The 15,707-nt window shown below is 68.3% G+C and carries 13 protein-coding genes; 6 read left to right on the top strand and 7 right to left on the bottom strand.

Annotated elements, in window-relative coordinates:
- Positions 1–68: 68 nt before the first annotated feature.
- The 3 genes from BCD49_RS31355 (at position 69) to BCD49_RS31345 (ending at position 3,195) form a co-directional block, all read left to right on the top strand.
- Positions 69–1,406 (top strand): sensor histidine kinase, encoded by a 1,338-nt coding sequence (locus BCD49_RS31355; RefSeq protein ID WP_007510272.1) that lies wholly within the window; start codon positions 69–71, stop codon positions 1,404–1,406.
- Between the two features lie 44 nt (positions 1,407–1,450).
- A complete protein-coding gene (locus BCD49_RS31350; RefSeq protein WP_027140798.1) occupies positions 1,451–2,095 on the top strand; it encodes a LuxR C-terminal-related transcriptional regulator in 645 nt (214 codons plus the stop codon).
- 122 nt (positions 2,096–2,217) lie between these two features.
- The gene (locus BCD49_RS31345; protein WP_083401806.1) at positions 2,218–3,195 is read left to right on the top strand and encodes a hypothetical protein; all 978 of its coding nucleotides are present in this window, start codon (positions 2,218–2,220) and stop codon (positions 3,193–3,195) included.
- Positions 3,196–3,215: 20 nt separating this feature from the next.
- Here BCD49_RS31345 and BCD49_RS31340 read toward each other — a convergent pair whose 3' ends face one another.
- Both BCD49_RS31340 and BCD49_RS31335 read right to left on the bottom strand, forming a co-directional pair.
- Positions 3,216–4,766: an MFS transporter gene (locus BCD49_RS31340; protein WP_116439445.1), complete on the bottom strand. Its 1,551-nt coding sequence runs from the start codon at positions 4,764–4,766 to the stop codon at positions 3,216–3,218.
- A gap of 136 nt (positions 4,767–4,902) precedes the next feature.
- Entirely contained in the window at positions 4,903–6,738 is a 1,836-nt protein-coding gene (locus tag BCD49_RS31335) for a glycoside hydrolase family 15 protein (RefSeq protein ID WP_071042223.1), read from the bottom strand.
- A gap of 529 nt (positions 6,739–7,267) precedes the next feature.
- Between BCD49_RS31335 and BCD49_RS31330 the strand changes: the two genes are divergently transcribed.
- Complete coding sequence (locus BCD49_RS31330) at positions 7,268–7,678, top strand: SHOCT domain-containing protein (protein WP_007510282.1); 411 nt, start codon at positions 7,268–7,270, stop codon at positions 7,676–7,678.
- A gap of 118 nt (positions 7,679–7,796) precedes the next feature.
- Here BCD49_RS31330 and BCD49_RS31325 read toward each other — a convergent pair whose 3' ends face one another.
- From BCD49_RS31325 to BCD49_RS31305, 5 genes are all read right to left on the bottom strand, one after another.
- Positions 7,797–8,708, bottom strand: a complete 912-nt coding sequence (locus tag BCD49_RS31325) for a bile acid:sodium symporter family protein (protein ID WP_007510284.1) — start codon at positions 8,706–8,708, stop codon at positions 7,797–7,799.
- A 63-nt stretch (positions 8,709–8,771) separates the two neighbouring features.
- Positions 8,772–10,094 (bottom strand): Dyp-type peroxidase, encoded by a 1,323-nt coding sequence (locus tag BCD49_RS31320; protein ID WP_035928845.1) that lies wholly within the window; start codon positions 10,092–10,094, stop codon positions 8,772–8,774.
- Positions 10,095–10,127: 33 nt separating this feature from the next.
- Positions 10,128–11,141 (bottom strand): hypothetical protein, encoded by a 1,014-nt coding sequence (locus BCD49_RS31315; protein WP_007510287.1) that lies wholly within the window; start codon positions 11,139–11,141, stop codon positions 10,128–10,130.
- Positions 11,142–11,261: 120 nt separating this feature from the next.
- Entirely contained in the window at positions 11,262–11,795 is a 534-nt protein-coding gene (locus BCD49_RS31310; protein ID WP_007510289.1) for a hypothetical protein, read from the bottom strand.
- A gap of 96 nt (positions 11,796–11,891) precedes the next feature.
- Positions 11,892–12,722, bottom strand: a complete 831-nt coding sequence (locus BCD49_RS31305; protein ID WP_007510290.1) for a class II glutamine amidotransferase — start codon at positions 12,720–12,722, stop codon at positions 11,892–11,894.
- A 391-nt stretch (positions 12,723–13,113) separates the two neighbouring features.
- On the opposite strand from BCD49_RS31305, the gene BCD49_RS31300 reads away from it, so the two are divergent.
- Complete coding sequence (locus BCD49_RS31300) at positions 13,114–14,415, top strand: cation:proton antiporter (RefSeq protein WP_007510292.1); 1,302 nt, start codon at positions 13,114–13,116, stop codon at positions 14,413–14,415.
- A 571-nt stretch (positions 14,416–14,986) separates the two neighbouring features.
- Positions 14,987–15,703, top strand: coding sequence for a GAP family protein (locus BCD49_RS31295; RefSeq protein WP_007510294.1), 717 nt, complete (start codon positions 14,987–14,989; stop codon positions 15,701–15,703).
- The last annotated feature ends 4 nt before the right edge of the window (positions 15,704–15,707 follow it).

Raw genomic sequence — 15,707 nt, 5'->3', positions numbered from 1 at the left:
AGACCCGGCCACAAGGTCACGAGCCGCGAGCACACCCCATGACGAAGGGACGCCGTTAGGCTGAAACCATGGCCGGCTCGTTCTCCACCGCGGCTTGGGGCCGGTCCTTCCCGGGTGCCGGTCCCGTTGCCCGGGTAGCGCGTCGCACGCTGAAGGAGTCGCTGTACCTGCTGACGGGTCCGGTCAGCTCGGTCGCGGGCCCGCTGATCGTGCTCGGCGGTCTGTGCGTGGGAATGCTGGGTCGGGTTATCGGAAGGGCACCGGTCGCGGCCGGTGTCGCGGCGCCGGTGTACTGGTCCGCCGATCTGGAGCGGTGGCGGATCGACCGGGTCCGCGCGGCGGCACCCGGCCCGGAGCGGCTCGGGCGCCAGCCGAGGCCGAGCGGCGCCGCCGCCGCGTCGGACCTGGGGTTGTGGCTCGGCCTGGTGCACGCGATGGTCCTGCCGCCCGTCGCCCTGATCACCGCCGTGATCACGGCGCTGTGGTGGCTCGTCGGCGTCGGCGCCGCGACGACCGCGGTGCGCAACTGGGGCACGGCCGCTGGGAAGCCGCCGCCGATGACGCTGAGTACGGGCAGCGGTCCGTACCACGTCGACGTGAGCCTGGGCCTGACCTCGCCGACCACGCGGATGATCTTTGGGACCGTGGTCGGGCTGCTGCTGATACTGGCCTTGCCGCTGCTGACCAGGGCGTGCGTGGCCGTGCAGGCCGGTCTCGGGCAGGCGCTGCTCTCGGACGCCTCCCGGTGGCACCGCAGGATCCGCGGGCTGGAGCAGGAGCGCGACACCGCCCGGGCGCAGACCGTCGCCGCGCTGACCGCCGAGGCGGTGGCGCTGCGCCGGCTCGAGCGCGACATCCACGACGGCCCGCAGCAACGCCTGGTCCGGCTGGCGATGGAGCTGGGCCGTGCGCAGCGCCATCTCGACCGCAGGCCCGAGACCGTGCGGGAAGCACTCGCCGACGCCATGATCCAGGCCGAGGAGGCGTTGGAGGAGCTGCGGGCCCTGTCGAGGGGCATCGCCCCGCCGATCCTCGTCGATCGCGGCCTGCGGACGGCGCTCGCCGAGCTGGCCATGCGCTCGACGGTTCCCGCCCAGCTCGACGCGGGAACCTTGAGCCGACGGCCGGAGGCAGCCGTCGAGACGGCCGCGTACTTCGTCGTCTCCGAGGCACTGACCAACGTGGCCAAGCACAGTCAGGCCGGCCGGTGCGTGATCGGGCTCCGTCATGAAGCGGAGCTGCTGCGGATCTGGGTGACCGACGACGGGGCTGGCGGCGCCGCGTTCGACAAGGGCCACGGGCTTCGCGGCCTGCGGGACCGGGTGCAGGCGGTCGGCGGCCAGCTCCGCCTCACCAGCCCGTGCGGCGGCCCGACGACGATCACCGCGGAACTACCGTGCCGCTGACGGCCGCCGACGAGACGCCCGAACGACCCGTGCCCGAGGGCGGGCTGCGGATCGTCGTGGCCGACGACGCCGTGCTGTTGCGGGAGGGCCTCATCCGGCTGCTCGCCGAGGAGGGCCACCAGGTGGTGGCCGCGGTCGGTGACGCCCCGGCCCTGATCGAGGCGGTGCTGCGACACCGCCCGGACGTCTCGGTCGTCGACGTCCGGATGCCGCCGTCGCACACGGATGAGGGCTTGCGGGCGGCGATCGACGTCCGCTCGCGCCTGCCCGGCTCGCCGGTGCTGGTGCTCAGCCAGTACGTCGAGACCTCCTACGCGGCTGACCTGCTCGCGGACGGCTCGGGCGGGGTCGGCTACCTGCTGAAGGACCGGGTCGGCCGGGTCGGGGAGTTCCTGGACGCGCTGGAGCGGGTCGCCGGCGGCGCGACGGTGCTCGACCCGCAGGTCGTCGTGCGCCTGCTGGACGGGCGGCGCGGCGGCAGGGCGCTGGCGTCGCTGACCCCGCGGGAGCGAGAGCTGCTCGCGCTGATGGCCGAGGGCCATTCGAACACGGCCATCGCCCAGCGGCTGGTGCTGTCCGCCAGCGCCGTCGAGAAGCACATCGGCAACATCTTCGCCAAGCTCGGCCTGCCACCCGACGACGCCCAGCACCGTCGCGTGCTCGCCGTCCTCGCCTATCTCCGCGCCTGACGGCGACCGGCGGCGCGGCCTTTCCCGCGCGATGGTCCGGTTGGCCGGGTAGGGCCTGCCACACCTTCTTCGTCCGGCCTACTCCGGTGACCGGGCGACGCGCCCGCGACACCGTGTAAGCCATGCTCACATCATCACCCGCCACCGGTCCACGCACGAATCCGGAACGGTCCGCGCGCGGCGTCGCCCGGAGCCTGGACGCCGGTAGTCAGCCGAGCCGCGGGCTGTCCCGCCGCCACCGCTCAGCATCGAGCCGGCACCATTCCCCGCGCAGTTCCGCCGGCCCGGCGGGCACCCCAGGCCGCAGGCTGCTGGCACTCGCCCTCTGCGCCGCCGCTCTCATCGGCGCCTTCGCCCTCGCCCCGAGTCGACTGGCGGCCGGCGCCGGGGACGGCGATCTCGTCAACCACCGCCAGCTCATCGCGGCCGTGCACAGCGGGTTCGTCGAGTACTGGCGTTCCGGCAACCGGCGGCTTTCCCCGCACCTCGCGCGGGTCGTCGACTACTGGTACCGGTTCCACCTGATCAAGGGCTTGATCTCCGCGCTCCTACTGGTGGTCCTCATCGTGCTGACCATCGCGCTCTGGAAGGATTTCCTGAAGGCCAGCGACAGGGTGAGACGGGCCGGTCTCGCGTCGGCCGGTGTTCTCACGGCGGCGCTCACGCTGCTCGCGCTCGCGGCGGTGATGGCGAACATCCAGGGCGCGGCGGCGCCGTTCTCCTCGCTGGTGCCCATGCTGCAGGAGGGCGGGACCGACCCGGCGCTCGCCGGCGCGCTCGACCAGGCCACGCGACAGTTGGCCGACTCGCGCGCGGGCGCGCGGACCGCGCCGGCCCTCGACGTGATGACGGCCGGCTTCGCTAGTTACCACGTGGCGATGGCCGTGGTCGCCACGGTCGTGGYGGCCGCCCTCCTCACCGTCAGCGTGCTGCTGTGGAGAAGGGCCCCGGCCGACCGGAGGGCAAGGCGGGTGACGCGCGCCTTCGGCGTCCTGACCGCGGTGCTGACCCTGGCCCTGTGCGTCCTCGTCACGGCGAACGTGACCGCCGCGGCCCACTCCGCACCGGCACTTCTCAGCGCCCTCAAAGGCGGCCTGTGACACCTTCGATGGTGCGGCCGCTAGCTATCTGCGCGGCTTGGGATGAAGAGCGCGAGGACGAGGCCGATCACGGTGACAACCAGCAGCGTAGTAAGCGATAGAGCGAATGGTCGGCCGCCCGGGTGGGTGGCGGCGACCAGGATCGAGCCGGCCAGGGCCGTTCCCAATGATGACCCGAGATTGGAGACGCTTCGGGACAGTCCGGAGATATCGCTCTGGTCGCTGTCCGGGAAGCTCGACTGAACGAGGTTGACCGCGGCGGTGAGCATGACGCCGACGCCCAAGCCGGTCAGGAGGAGCCCTGGGACGAGGCTGAAGGTCCCTGAGGTCGTCCGGACCAGGGCTAGGAACAGGGCCATGCCGGCCGTGGTGACGATGAAGCCCTGCCTGATCAGGGTGCGTTGCGAGTGCCGTCTGGCGAGCCTCTCGGCCGCCGCGGAGGAGGCCAGGATTCCCACGCTGGCGGGGGTCAGCATCAGGCCTGTTCGGATCGCGTCGTATTTCCAGGCCTGTTGAAGGAAGACGCTGACGACGAAGAAGGTGCCCTGCATGGTGAGCCACTGGATGAGTTGAACGCCCAGGCCGAGGTTGGCCGTGCGGTCATGGAGGAGTCTACGGTGCAGCAGTGGCTCCTTGCCTTTTCGCTCTCGGGCGCGCAGGTAGCGGAAGAAGCAGACGAGGACGGCCGCGCCGACGCCGATGGACAGCCAGACCGGCGACATCCCGCCTTGGGAAATCAGGACCGTGCCCGCGACCGAGAAGTCCTTGCGGGAGACGAACCAGCCATAGGTGTTCGTCTGCAGGATTCCCAGGACCAGGAAGGACAGGCCGGCCGCGGACAGCACCGCGCCGCCCAGGTCGAACGGAGGCCGAGGTACCTGGCGCGGCTGGTCGGGGAGGTTGCGCGCCAAGAAGATGATCAATGCAACTGCCAGGGCCTGGGTCAGGAACAGCGCGCGCCATCCGAGCAGGCTCGTGATCAGCCCACCGATCAGGGGTCCGGCGGYGGCACCCAGGGCACCCGCGCCGCTGACGATGCCGAAGTATTTCGCTCGTGTTCTGACCTCGGTGAAGATCACGGTGACGAGGATGTACACCGGCGGGATCATGAGCGCGGAGCCGACGCCCTCCAGGATGGAGTTTCCAACGATCATTAGTCCGAGGCCTGGTGAGAGTGATGCCAGCAGTGCGCCGATGCCGTAGACGGCCAGGCCGGTGATGAAGCAGGTCCGTCGCCCCCAGATATCCGACAGTTTGCTGCCGGGGATCATCAGCGCGGCCATGGTGAGTGTGAACAGGGTGATCGTTGTCTGCACGCCGATCACGGTGGTGTCGAGGTCCTTCGCGATGGCGGTGATGGCCACGTTGAGGCTCGATGCCGCATAGCTGCAGATGAACTGCGCGAGCGCCAGCGGGAGGACGACCGCGCGGGCGTCGATCTTTGACGGGCTGCCCGGAGACGGATTCAGGGTGGTCCTCCTTGCGCGTCCGGCCAGTCGACCTCGTGAGCTGCCGGCCGCTGCCCGCACGGGACGCCGGCGGATCCATTGCTGGGAATGGTGACCAGCCATGGCGGCCTGCCAGCAGACCGACGGCTTGGCCGGCGGCGGCCAGGCCCGATCGGCGTCTGAGATCTGTCATCGTCTCCGGGACGCCGGTCGAGTCCGAGCACGCCGGCCGGTGGTACGGCGGATTGGCGGTTTCCGGCTACGCCGCGGCGTTCTCCTCAGCGTCGAGCTCGTCATCCAGGGCCATGGCCGCGGCGACGAGCGCGAGATGCGTGAACGCCTGTGGGAAGTTGCCGAGTTGCTCGCCAGAGGGACCGATCTCCTCGGCGAACAGGCCCACGTGGTTGGCGTAGGTCAGCATCTTGTCGAAGGCGTATCGGGCCTGGACCAGCCGGCCGGAGCGAGCGAGTGCCTCAACGTACAGGAAGCTGCAGAGGTTGAAGGTACCCTCGGAGCCGCGTAGCCCGTCGGGGGAGGCCTCGGGGTCGTAGCGGTAGACGAGGCTGTCGCTGACCAGTTCCTGCCCCATCGCGTCGAGGGTGCTCRGCCATGCGGGGTCCCGTGGGGATAGGAATCCGACGCGGGGCATGAGCAGGAGCGATGCGTCCAGAACGTCGGTGTTGTAGTGCTGGACGAATGCTTCTCGCTTCGGGCTCCAGCCACGTTCTACGATCTGGTTGAAGATCGCGTCGCGGACCTGTGTCCAGCGGGGGATGTCCGCGGGGCGCGAGTACTGGGTCGCCAGGCGAATGCCACGGTCGAAGGCGACCCAGGTCATGAGGCGGCTGTAGGTGAAGTCCTGCTGACCGCCGCGGGTCTCCCAGATTCCCTCGTCGGGCCGGTCCCAGGTCTCGGTGAGCCGGTCGAGCATGGTGGCGAAGGCCTGCCAGCCGCGAATGCCTCCGATATCGCCGGCAAGCGCGAGCGCGTCGGCGGCTTCTCCGTAGATGTCGAGTTGGATCTGGTCGGCGGCGGCGTTGCCGATCCGAACCGGTGCGGATCCCCGGTAGCCCTCGAAGTGATCAAGGGTCTCCTCGGTCAACCGGGGGTCGCCATCGATCCGGTACATGATCTGCAGCGGTTCACCGGAGGCGGTGGCCCCGTCGGTGAGCCGGTCACGCAGCCATCGACGGAAGGCATGAGCCTCCTGGGTGAACCCAAGGTCGATCAGAGATCTGACCGAGAGGGACGCGTCTCGGATCCAGGTGTATCGGTAGTCCCAGTTGCGTTCACCGCCGATCTGCTCTGGCAGCCCGGCGGTGGCCRCGGCGATCGGTGCCCCCGTGGGGGCGTAGGTGAGCAGCTTGAGGGTGATCGCCGAACGGTTGACCGCGTTCTTCCAGCGGCCCCGGTAGGTGCAGGAGCGCAGCCAGTTGATCCAGAAGCCACGGCAGGACTCCAGGTCGTCCCGGATGTCGTCCAGTGACAGCGGCAGCGGCGCAGGGCTGTCCGGCGCATCGCTGGTCAGGACGATGGCGGCCACGTCACCAGCCGCGAGGGTGAAATGGGCGGAGATATCGTTGGAGTCAGCCTGGAACGTGACGGGCGCGGTGGCCTGAATGCGCAGATCGGCGTTGGGGCCCCGGAAGACCGCGGATCCGCGATCGATCTGTGTGAGGGTGTGCGGCGCACGCCCGTAGTCGAACCGGGGACGGCAGGTGAACACGAAGGGAAGACTTCCTCGCACCACCCGCGCGACTCGCAGCAGGCGATGCCGGTCCGTCGGCATGGTGGTGTCCAGCGGTTCCATGAAGTCGGCGACCTCTCCGACGCCGCTGGGAGCCATGAATCGAGTGACCAGCACAGCGGTGTCCGACAGGTATAGCTGACGGATCGTCAGCCCGCTTTCGCCCGGAAGGTCAGCGGCGAGCTGGCAGTAGCCACCGCGATCCTTGTCGAGAAGCGAAGCGAAGATGCTGGGAGAATCGAATCGCGGTGTGCACCACCAGTCGACCGATCCTTCAGAGGAGACCAGCGCCGCGGTTTGAAGATCTCCGATCATCCCGTGGTCGGCGATCGGCGGATAGCTGTTCACGGTCGCTTCTCCTTCGCTCGGCCCACGCAACGGAACCGCTCCGACGCAGGTGTCGGCACGCGCGTCGCGTCGTCGGAAGTCCCGGCCGGATACGGCCCCATTTGTGGGCCGTACGGAGCCATGCCCGACGGACGACGCCTGCGCCACCCCCGGTCGGCTGATGCGCTCCTACGCCTTGAGCGTGCGCTCGATCGCGGCTTGGCGCACTCCGACCGCCGGGCGCGACGGGTGCGTACTGGTCCAGGTGCCACCTGGGCGCACCATGCGCGCACCGATCTGTGCCGCAAACGACCGTAAGATCGGCAGCGCCTCACCTGTCTGCCCGGGAGTCGACACGCTAAGAGCCGGCGATTTCCATGGAAGGTGTCGTCTCGCGCCGATGTCGCCGCTAGGCCGATGGATCCGGAATCCCGTTTTGTACCCGGTCGAGGGAATCGTCAGTGTGTCACCRTCCGCGACTGATCGAGTCGCCTGTTTCGTTCTGCGGCACGATTGTGGAGATGATACTGACTACGGGACGGAGGATCGGGTGTTCGCTACCCAGTACCTTGCCTATGACTATCCGGTGCTAGGCGCCTTCTGGACTCTTTGCTGGATCTTCCTGTGGGTTATCTGGCTGGTTCTCGTCGTCCGCGTCGTTATCGACATATTCCGGGACAGGGAAACGAGCGGATGGGCCAAGGCCGGATGGCTTCTCTTCGTCCTGGTCCTGCCATTCCTCGGCATCCTCGCCTATCTCGTCGTGAGAGGGCAGAGCATGGCCGACCGGAACGCGCGGCAGTTGCAGGAACAGCGCGGGATGGTCAACGCCTACATCCGTGACGTGGCTGGTGGCACCAACAAGGAGGTCGACGACCTGGCCAGGCTGTCCGGGCTCAAGGCCAGCGGTGACATCACCGCGGCGGAGTTCGAGCGCGCGAAGGAGAAGATTCTGCGGTGAGTCCGCGGCCGTCCCGGACCGGTCCCGCGCGTTGCCGCGGCTCGGCGAACGCGGGACCGGGCGGCTGGTGTGGCCCCGGGAGTCGCCGGACCGTATGGCCCTCGCTGTCCAGGTGCGGCTACGTCCGGGGTCCGTGCGCGTCGCCGCCATGCGGGTCGGCGGTGGCCAGGATGGCGCGTCGTTGACCGCGCAGTACGGCGGCGATCGGCAGAGCCGCCGCCAGGCCGCTGAGCAGGACGGCGGCCAGCGCGCCCAGGACGGAGGGTTCGTTGTCGAACGCGAGGCCGATCGCTGCCAGGGCGGGCCCCGCGTTGCGCACCGCGGTGACCCCTCCCAGGGAGGTGCGCCGTGTGGGCATGCCCGTGGCCAGCAGCGTGCCTACGGCGAACGCGGCAGCCGCGAGGATGAACCCGGCGAGCAGGGTGCGCGAGCCGAGCAGCGCGACGATGTCATGCCAGTTGCCCACCACCATGCCTACCAGCACGATCAGGAAGGTCACGTTCGAGATCACGGTCCCGGTCGGGTGCCACGACCGGGCGGTGGAGGTGGCATAGCGGCGAAGGAGCAGGCCGACGGTGAATGGGACGAGCTGCAGGAGAGCCACGGTCCGCACCAGCGTCCCGACGTCGAGGGAGACGTCGGTGCCGACGTCGGCGGTGGTGAGGATGATGGTGACGGTTGGCGCGAAGGTGAGGCTACCGGCAGTGGCGAGCAACACCTGCGTCGCAGCGCCCGCGGCGACGTCGCCTCCTTGGATCATGGCCAGTTTCGCCCCGAACGGTCCGCCCGGAGACGAGGCGACCAGAACGAGCGCGATGAACGGCGCGGCGGTTAGGCCGAGCAGCTCGCCGATGCCCCAGCCGAGCAGCGGGACGACCACCATGTTGGCCAGCAGCGCCAGCAGCAGTAGCGGTACGTCGCTCACGACGGCCCGCAGGGCCGGGAGGGTGGCCCCGAGACCGGCGGAGAACATGGTGGCCGCGATGAAGATCACCGTGATGGCGTTGAACAGCAGACGCAGGGTGTCCATGAGGTTTCCCGCCTGGGAGACGCGGCGTGCCGGGGCGGTGAGGCGCGAAGTGTCGGGTCGTGCTCAGTCCTTCAGGTCGCCCAGCCAGCGCAGTGCGTTCAGGCCTGGCAGGAAGCAGTACTCGCCGCCGCGCGTGACGACGAACCGTGGCAGCCCGGACAGTCGCCGGCGCAGTGGCCGTCGGGGGATGGTGAACCCGACGGGGCCTTCGTGGCTTCCGGTGATGGGGTCCGTGGCGCCGCCGGCGCCGAAGAAGACGCCGTCGTTCATCCATTCGGACTGGACGAACTCGAACTGCCGCCCGAGGTGCGCGCCGACGAACGTGAACATCAGGCCGCGGTCGGCCCCGTCGTCGTCCAGGACTCCTGAAGGTAGCGGCGGGCCGTAGACAGCGCCCCGTCTGATCATGCGGTGTAGTCGTGGCTCGCCTGCTACCGAGGCGTCCCGGGGGTTGGCCCGGCGGATGTGGCAGCCGCCAGGGGTGATGAATCCGCCGGGATCATCGCGTTCGTAGAGGAACGCGTTGCGCCGTTCTGGGTCGGCCCCGAGGGCGGGATCGTCGTGATGGGGACTGAGCGCGAGCGGTGCGCCGCTGCGCCATCGGCCCATGATCTTGGCGGCCAGTAGCTCCTCGTCTTCGGGGTTGACGGCGTTGTCCCGCAGGTAGCGCCGGAACGCGCCGACCCGTTGGTGGAGTTTGCGGATGGCGACGTAGCTGCCGTTGCGTCCGAGCTCGGCTGGCTGTGGTGCCTGCACGCCGCCAAGCTCGTCGGGGTAGCCGAGCACGAACTCGCCGGCCTTCAACGGCACCTGCAACGTGTTGGACCCGGCGATGCCACTGCCCTCGACCGCGGGTTGGCTGACACCGTCGCGATAGCCGAAATGCTCGGTCTCGGTGGGCAGGGTGTAGCAGTCCTGCCGCCAGATCGCCCTCACGCCTGACAGGCGGTCGTAGGCGGGCCGGACCCGGTCGATGGCCGTCTGCAACTGGGCGGCGTCCGGCGCGACCGCGAGGAGCACGACGTGGACAGCGGACGTGCCCAGCGGCGTCTCCCAGTGCTCGGGGCCGCTCTCGCCGACGTCTCCGAGCGCTGTGGCTCTGGCGGCCATGCCCTGACGGAACTCCCAGGCGAACGTGGCCAGGGCGGGCTCCGGAACGCCGAGTGCTCGCAGTCCGGGGCAGGTGAGCGCGACGCTGACCCACGTGTTCCCCAGGGGGCTGACCGGATCGGCGGCGGAGGTCACCGCCGTGCTCACGCGCCGTATCAGCTCCCGCCCGTGTGCCCGGTCATCCACTCGGAACAGGAGATAGGTCGCCGCGTAGGGGGTCGGGCGGGGGCTAAGGACCCCACGCTGAATGTCGTCGAGCTGCAACGTGGCGCGCATCTTCGTGGTCACAGGCGGGGCCTCCTTCCGGCGCTACCGAGAGACGAGGTTGCGCCAGAAGTTCCGCAGGCTCTCGTCGCCGCCGAACAGCGAGCTGAAGATCGTGGAGTCCGCCAGAAGCACATCGCCGGCCCGGTCTCCGGCTGGAGGCATCCACAGGAACGTGTTGAACTCGGTGCCGCCGGCCCCGATGAACGGATGCGGTCTTGCCAGGTCGATGGGCTGCCTGGCCAGTACCTGGACAACGCCCGGCTCGTCGGTCGTCACCGCGTAGTGCGGCAGATGCTGGTGAAAATTGAAGTGGCTGACCCCGTCGAGCCATCCCCTGGGGTCCAGGTCCCTGGCCAGGGACAGCGGGGCGGGCTGATGGTGCTCCTGGACGGCGGGACGCAGCCCATAGCGGTTCTCGACGGGTACCCCGAGTCCTTGCATGAGGCCGCGGACGTATCCGGCAAGCCGCTGCTGGCGGGGGATCAGGAGATCTCCGTGGTGGTGGTACTCGATGTCCCGGACGGCCAGGTCGTCGGAAGCTCCGACGTCGTGATGCGGCCCGAGGATCAGGCAGGCGTCCTCGCGGCGCAGGAAGTGCCTTAGCGCCTCGATCTCGGCCAGATCAGCCTTCTGCCCGGTGATCGTGTTATCAAGTCCGAACACGAACAGGGTGTCGGTGTCGGCCAGCACCCGCCCGTCCAGCACGGTCCGAAACCCAGCCTGATCGATCCGTTGATACACCGGTACCGGATGTCCGGTGACCTGCTCCACGTACACCTGGAAAGGAACCCAGGCCCAGAAGAACAACTCCAGCGCCCCCGCGATGCCCTGCTGGAACTGGAACGGGTCGGACCACCGCGGTTCCTCGTAGGCGGGCCAGGCGACCCGCCGGATCTCGGTCATCGTGGAGAACCGGTTGTCAAGCTCGGCGGGATTCCTACCAGCTTCGGCCGGATAGCTCCACGACACGTAGATGCTCACCCGCCGCCGGCCCGGGGTGTAGGTGCGCAGAACATGGTTCTGGTTGTAGACGCGCGCCGTCCGCGGCTCGGGCATCATGGTCTCCGCTGCGCGACCGAAGGCGCGGAGGGTGTGAACGATGGCCTTCTCACGGCGCCTCCCTGTCCCGGCTGGCGATTGAGGTCGATCCGGTTCTCACGGTGACGATGGAGATGCTCACTGCATCTGGTCGAGCATCTCCGACAGGGCGTTCTTGATTCGCAGGGCCTTCTTGATCTCGTCGGAGGTGACGTACGGATACTCGCCGTACTCAAGGAAGCTCGGGCAGTGGTGCGCGCGTACGAAACGGACGAAGGCCTCAGGGTTCGTCCGCCAGTCCTCGGGGAAACCTTCGAGATTCTCGAAGGCCGTGCTCACGCCTGCTCGACTGAAAAGCGCGACCGCGTCCTCGGTGTACTTGTCGAAGTCCGTGTCGAAGATCCCCTGGTACATAAAACGGGTGTCGTCATCGAAGAGCACCCAGCGCAGGTAGTGCAGCTTCAGCGGCGCGAGGAGATAAGGATCCCCCTCCAGCGCGCCGGCAAGGGTGCGGCCGTGTGCGCGTATCGCCTCGGCTCGGCCCGGCTTGACCTTGGCGATGATGGTGAATCCGTAGCACGCCGGTGTCCTCGGGTAGACAGGGCCGTATTTCCCCCGTTCGAGCTGGTCGGTCTCCTTGGGGATGGCCACCGCCTGAGGCCTGATCTCCATCTGGACTCCTCCGCCCAGGCTATCCGCCTGCCAACTGGGTTTGTTTACGTCGTCCAGATCGCGGGTCTTGGTCTGGTCCGACGCCCCGGAGCCGATTCATCCCGGCGGCTGGGGATGGAAGGTGATATCGTGCGGCATGTCGGTGACGACAAGCGCCGTCGAGGGTGGTATCTCGTGCCACACCCCGGGTAGCTCGCTCAGGGGTTCCGACAGGACGGCCCGCGCGTGGTCTGGTACGCGCCGCAGGCGTTCGTGTTCGGGGTAGAGCATCCGGATCGCGTCGACATCCTCGCTCATGTACAGAGTGTTGACAACCGGCCCGCTGGCGTATCTGGCCGCGAACAGCGTTTCGCCGTCGGTCAGGCCGACTGTCATCTGTAGAGGCTCAGCGATACCCGCGGCGGCACCGACGCTCTCGACGAAACCAGCCATTCGCTCCAGGCCGCCGAGGGGATCCTTCTCCAGCCCGAATGTGAGCGCGAGGTGGAAAATGACCTCCGAATCGGTGGAGCCCTTGATATTGCTGAACAGGTCGGGGCGGACTGCCATCAGCAGCTCGCGCCGAATCGACTCGAAGCCCGCGACGTAGCCGTTGTGTACGAATAACCACTCACGGTAGCGGAAGGGATGGCAGTTCGTCTTCTGAACGGGCGTTCCGGTGCCCGCCCGGACGTGTGCGAGGAACAGCGGCGAACAGACCTCGTCGGCCAGCTCCCGGAGGTTCTCGTCCCCCCAGGCGGGTGAGTCGCTGCGGAAGACAGCCGGCGTCTTTCGTCTGTCATACCAGCCGAGACCGGTCCCGTCGCCGTTCGGTTCGAGCAATTCCGGCGCATGTTTGACGCTTTGGGCGATCAGCGACCGTTCCGGCTCATACAACAGGACGCGTGGGGCGATCGGGTCGCCCCTGTATCCTATCCATCTGCACATACCGCCCTCCCTGGGTGCCGCGACGAGGGTGCCCGCGTCGCGCCGAAGCAACCGCCGTCTCCGTGGCCAACCGCACAGGGACTCGGGCCGGATGTGGCCGTACTACCGCCAAGTGCGTCGAGTCGTCCCTACGACGCTCATGTACTTCGCCGCCGTGGCAGCCCCGCCGGGCGGCTCATCTCGGAAGGGTGAGGACCGCACCGCCGGTGGGGTGTGTGCTGATCCGAGGAGTCTCCCGGAACCGAGAAATTGACGGGGTGGCGATATTCCCCTCCCATTCGGGGGACCAGTCAAGAAGGCTCGAGCCTCGACGACAGCAGGACTCTGGCGGCGCCCRGTCCGTGAGGTTGCCCGGCCGCCTGGTCTCCGGTCACCCAGGCAGGAGCACGTCATGGACCCCGCGGTCGCGGTGGTGGCGGCGGCGATGTTCGCCTACGCGCTGGTGGAGCGGCGGCTGGGGCAGACGCCGATCAGCGGCGCGATGGTGTTCACCGCGGCCGGCCTGCTGGCCAGCGAGCAGGTCGCGGGGCTGATCACCCCGTCCGTGGCCAGCCACGGTGCCACCATCTTTCTGGAACTGACCCTCGCGGTCGTGCTGTTTGGCGACGCCATGGGGGCCAACGTGGGCGCGTGGGCGACGGAGGCGCCGCTGCCTGGTCGGTTGCTGGGACTCGGGCTGCCCTTGACGATGGTCGCCGGATGGCTATTGGCGTGGGCGCTATTCCCCGGCATCGGCGCGTGGGGGGCGGCGCTGCTGGCGGCGGTGCTGGCGCCCACCGACTCCGCGCTTGGGCTGCCCGTCATCACCGACCAGCGGGTCCCCMGACTGATCCGTCATGCGCTCAACGTCGAGGGTGGCCTCAACGACGGTCTGGCGCTGCCATTCGTGACCATCTTCCTGGCGCTGGCACAGGAGGAACAGCACGCGGTCGGGCACGGATATGCCGTATCCGTCCTTCTGCGGGCGCTCCTGGCCTCCGGCGCGATCGGCATGGCGCTCGGCGCCGGCAGCGCCTTCGCCCTGCGGTGGTCGATGAACAAGGGCTGGTCGGACCGGCGCTGGCGGTCAGTGGCGCTGCTGGCGACGGCCACGCTGGCGTACGTGCTGGCGGACCTGATCGACGGCAGTGGTTTCATCGCTGCATGGGTGGCCGGCCTGGTGGCTGGCCTGACGGCCCACGAGAGCCTGGCTGCGGCGCAACAGATGCCTGAGGAAGCCGCCAACCTCGGCGTGTCCGTGAGCTTCGTGTTGTTCGGCGCCCTGTTCCTGGCACCAGCCCTCGAATCCGTGACCTGGAGGGCGGCGGCCTACGGGCTGCTCAGTCTGACCGTGATCCGGATGGTTCCTGTCGCCATCTCATTGTGCGGATCGAGGCTGGCGCCCCAGACCGTCGCATATGTCGGCTGGTTCGGGCCGCGCGGGCTGGCGTCGATAGTGTTCGCGGACCTGGTCGCCACCAGTGGGCTACCCGAACAGCACCAGATCGTCCCGGTTGTGATGCTGACGGTCGGGATGAGCGTGGTCCTACACGGCGTCACCGCGCCCTCGGGCGCTCGGAGCTACGGCCGCTGGTACGCCTCGGCGGTAGCGCGCAACCGTGCGATCCGTGAGGCTGCCCAGGCACCGCCGGCCTGTCATGTGCGTTGGGCGGCGACGCCCCGGGCCGCGCCGCCGCGCCAGCAGATCCGGTAGCCGCGACCGCCTGGTTCGTCCAACATGAGCCGCTTCGCAGAAATCGAGCTGGCTCCCAATCGCTGATCGAATCGACCGGTCCCCCCTTGAGTGGGACTGTAGAGGTCTGACCGTGATAGGCGGAGGTGAAAAATGGATCACCAGTATCCGACCTACGGCCACCCGGTTCTCGGCGCCTTCAGGACCCTGCGCTGCATCTTCCTGAGGGTTATTGGGATGGTGCTTCGGTCCCATATGATCGCAGAAATCCTCCGCGATCGAGAGTTGAGTGGACGGGCGAAGGCTGGATTGCTTCTCTCCGCGCTCGCCCTCCCGTTCCGAGGCGTCTGTGCCTATCTGGTGGCCAGGGGCCAGCACATGGTGAGGCGGAAAAATCGGCACGCGGAAGAAACTGGGCCGGGGCACCGCCTAAGGCAGAGAGGCGGTCGCCGGTTCCAGGACCCGTTGCGGGGACCTCGTCAACCTCTCCGGCCTCAGGGCCAGCGACGAAACTCTCCTGGAAGAGTTCCGGTGCGTCAATGAGGAAGTGCCACGCCCAACCCCGACCGGCGCCGCCTCGAGGGAAGCGGCAGTGACGAGTTCGCTGCCGCTTGCCATCGCCGCCGGAATCTATCCGCTCGGCCTGGCGATCGTGGTTCGTTATCTGGGCGATCCTCCTTCGCTGCGGCACGCATTTGCCTACCTCGGCGGGGCGGCGGCAGTCACCGTCGGGGCTGGCGCCGCCATCGTGGTGGCCCTGCGCGTCGCCGACCTGTCTGGAAGTCAGGAGCGGACCCTGAGCGCCGGTATGCAGACGTTTCTTGGGGCGGTACTGCTACTGGTGGCGTTCTGGGTTTCTCGACACCGCCCGACCGAGATTCGCCGACCGTCTCGACGTGTCGTGGCAACCTCGCGAGAAGTGGGCGGCCCGGATGCGGCCCGCGACCTGACGCCGAAAGAGGCTGGTGAGAGCCGGAAGGCTGTGGGAGCCCGAACGATGTTCTTCGTCGGGGTAACGACATATCTGCCTTCCGCGTTCTATGTCGCCGCGTTGAAAAATCTCGCAGCGACCGATTCCGGCCCGGGTCTCACTATTCTCTCGCTGTTCGTGTGCGCCGCGCTGGTGCTGATCATGGTAGAGTTTCCCATCGTCCTCAGGCTGCTCGCGCCACGGCAGACCGGGCGGATTCTCGCCGCTTACAACACGTGGATGGGCCGACACGGATGGGATGTCATTTTTCTGGTCGCCACGGTGAGCGGGCTATGTTTCCTCGCGAGCGGAATCGTGGGTCTAATCACATCCGAATAGTTTG

Source organism: Pseudofrankia sp. EUN1h (assembly GCF_001854645.1).
GTDB lineage: Bacteria > Actinomycetota > Actinomycetes > Frankiales > Frankiaceae > Pseudofrankia > Pseudofrankia saprophytica.
Note: the sequence above shows the minus strand (reverse complement) of the source record. Positions and strands in the feature narration are given on the sequence as shown.

Excerpts from the sequence above, each read along its gene's own strand:
- BCD49_RS31355 (WP_007510272.1), top strand. The coding sequence starts at position 69 with ATGGCCGGCTCGTTCTCCACCGCGGCTTGGGGCCGGTCCTTCCCGGGT.
- BCD49_RS31325 (WP_007510284.1), bottom strand. The coding sequence starts at position 8,708 with ATGGACACCCTGCGTCTGCTGTTCAACGCCATCACGGTGATCTTCATC.
- BCD49_RS31320 (WP_035928845.1), bottom strand. The coding sequence starts at position 10,094 with ATGCGCGCCACGTTGCAGCTCGACGACATTCAGCGTGGGGTCCTTAGC.
- BCD49_RS31315 (WP_007510287.1), bottom strand. The coding sequence starts at position 11,141 with ATGCCCGAGCCGCGGACGGCGCGCGTCTACAACCAGAACCATGTTCTG.
- BCD49_RS31310 (WP_007510289.1), bottom strand. The coding sequence starts at position 11,795 with ATGGAGATCAGGCCTCAGGCGGTGGCCATCCCCAAGGAGACCGACCAG.
- BCD49_RS31305 (WP_007510290.1), bottom strand. The coding sequence starts at position 12,722 with ATGTGCAGATGGATAGGATACAGGGGCGACCCGATCGCCCCACGCGTC.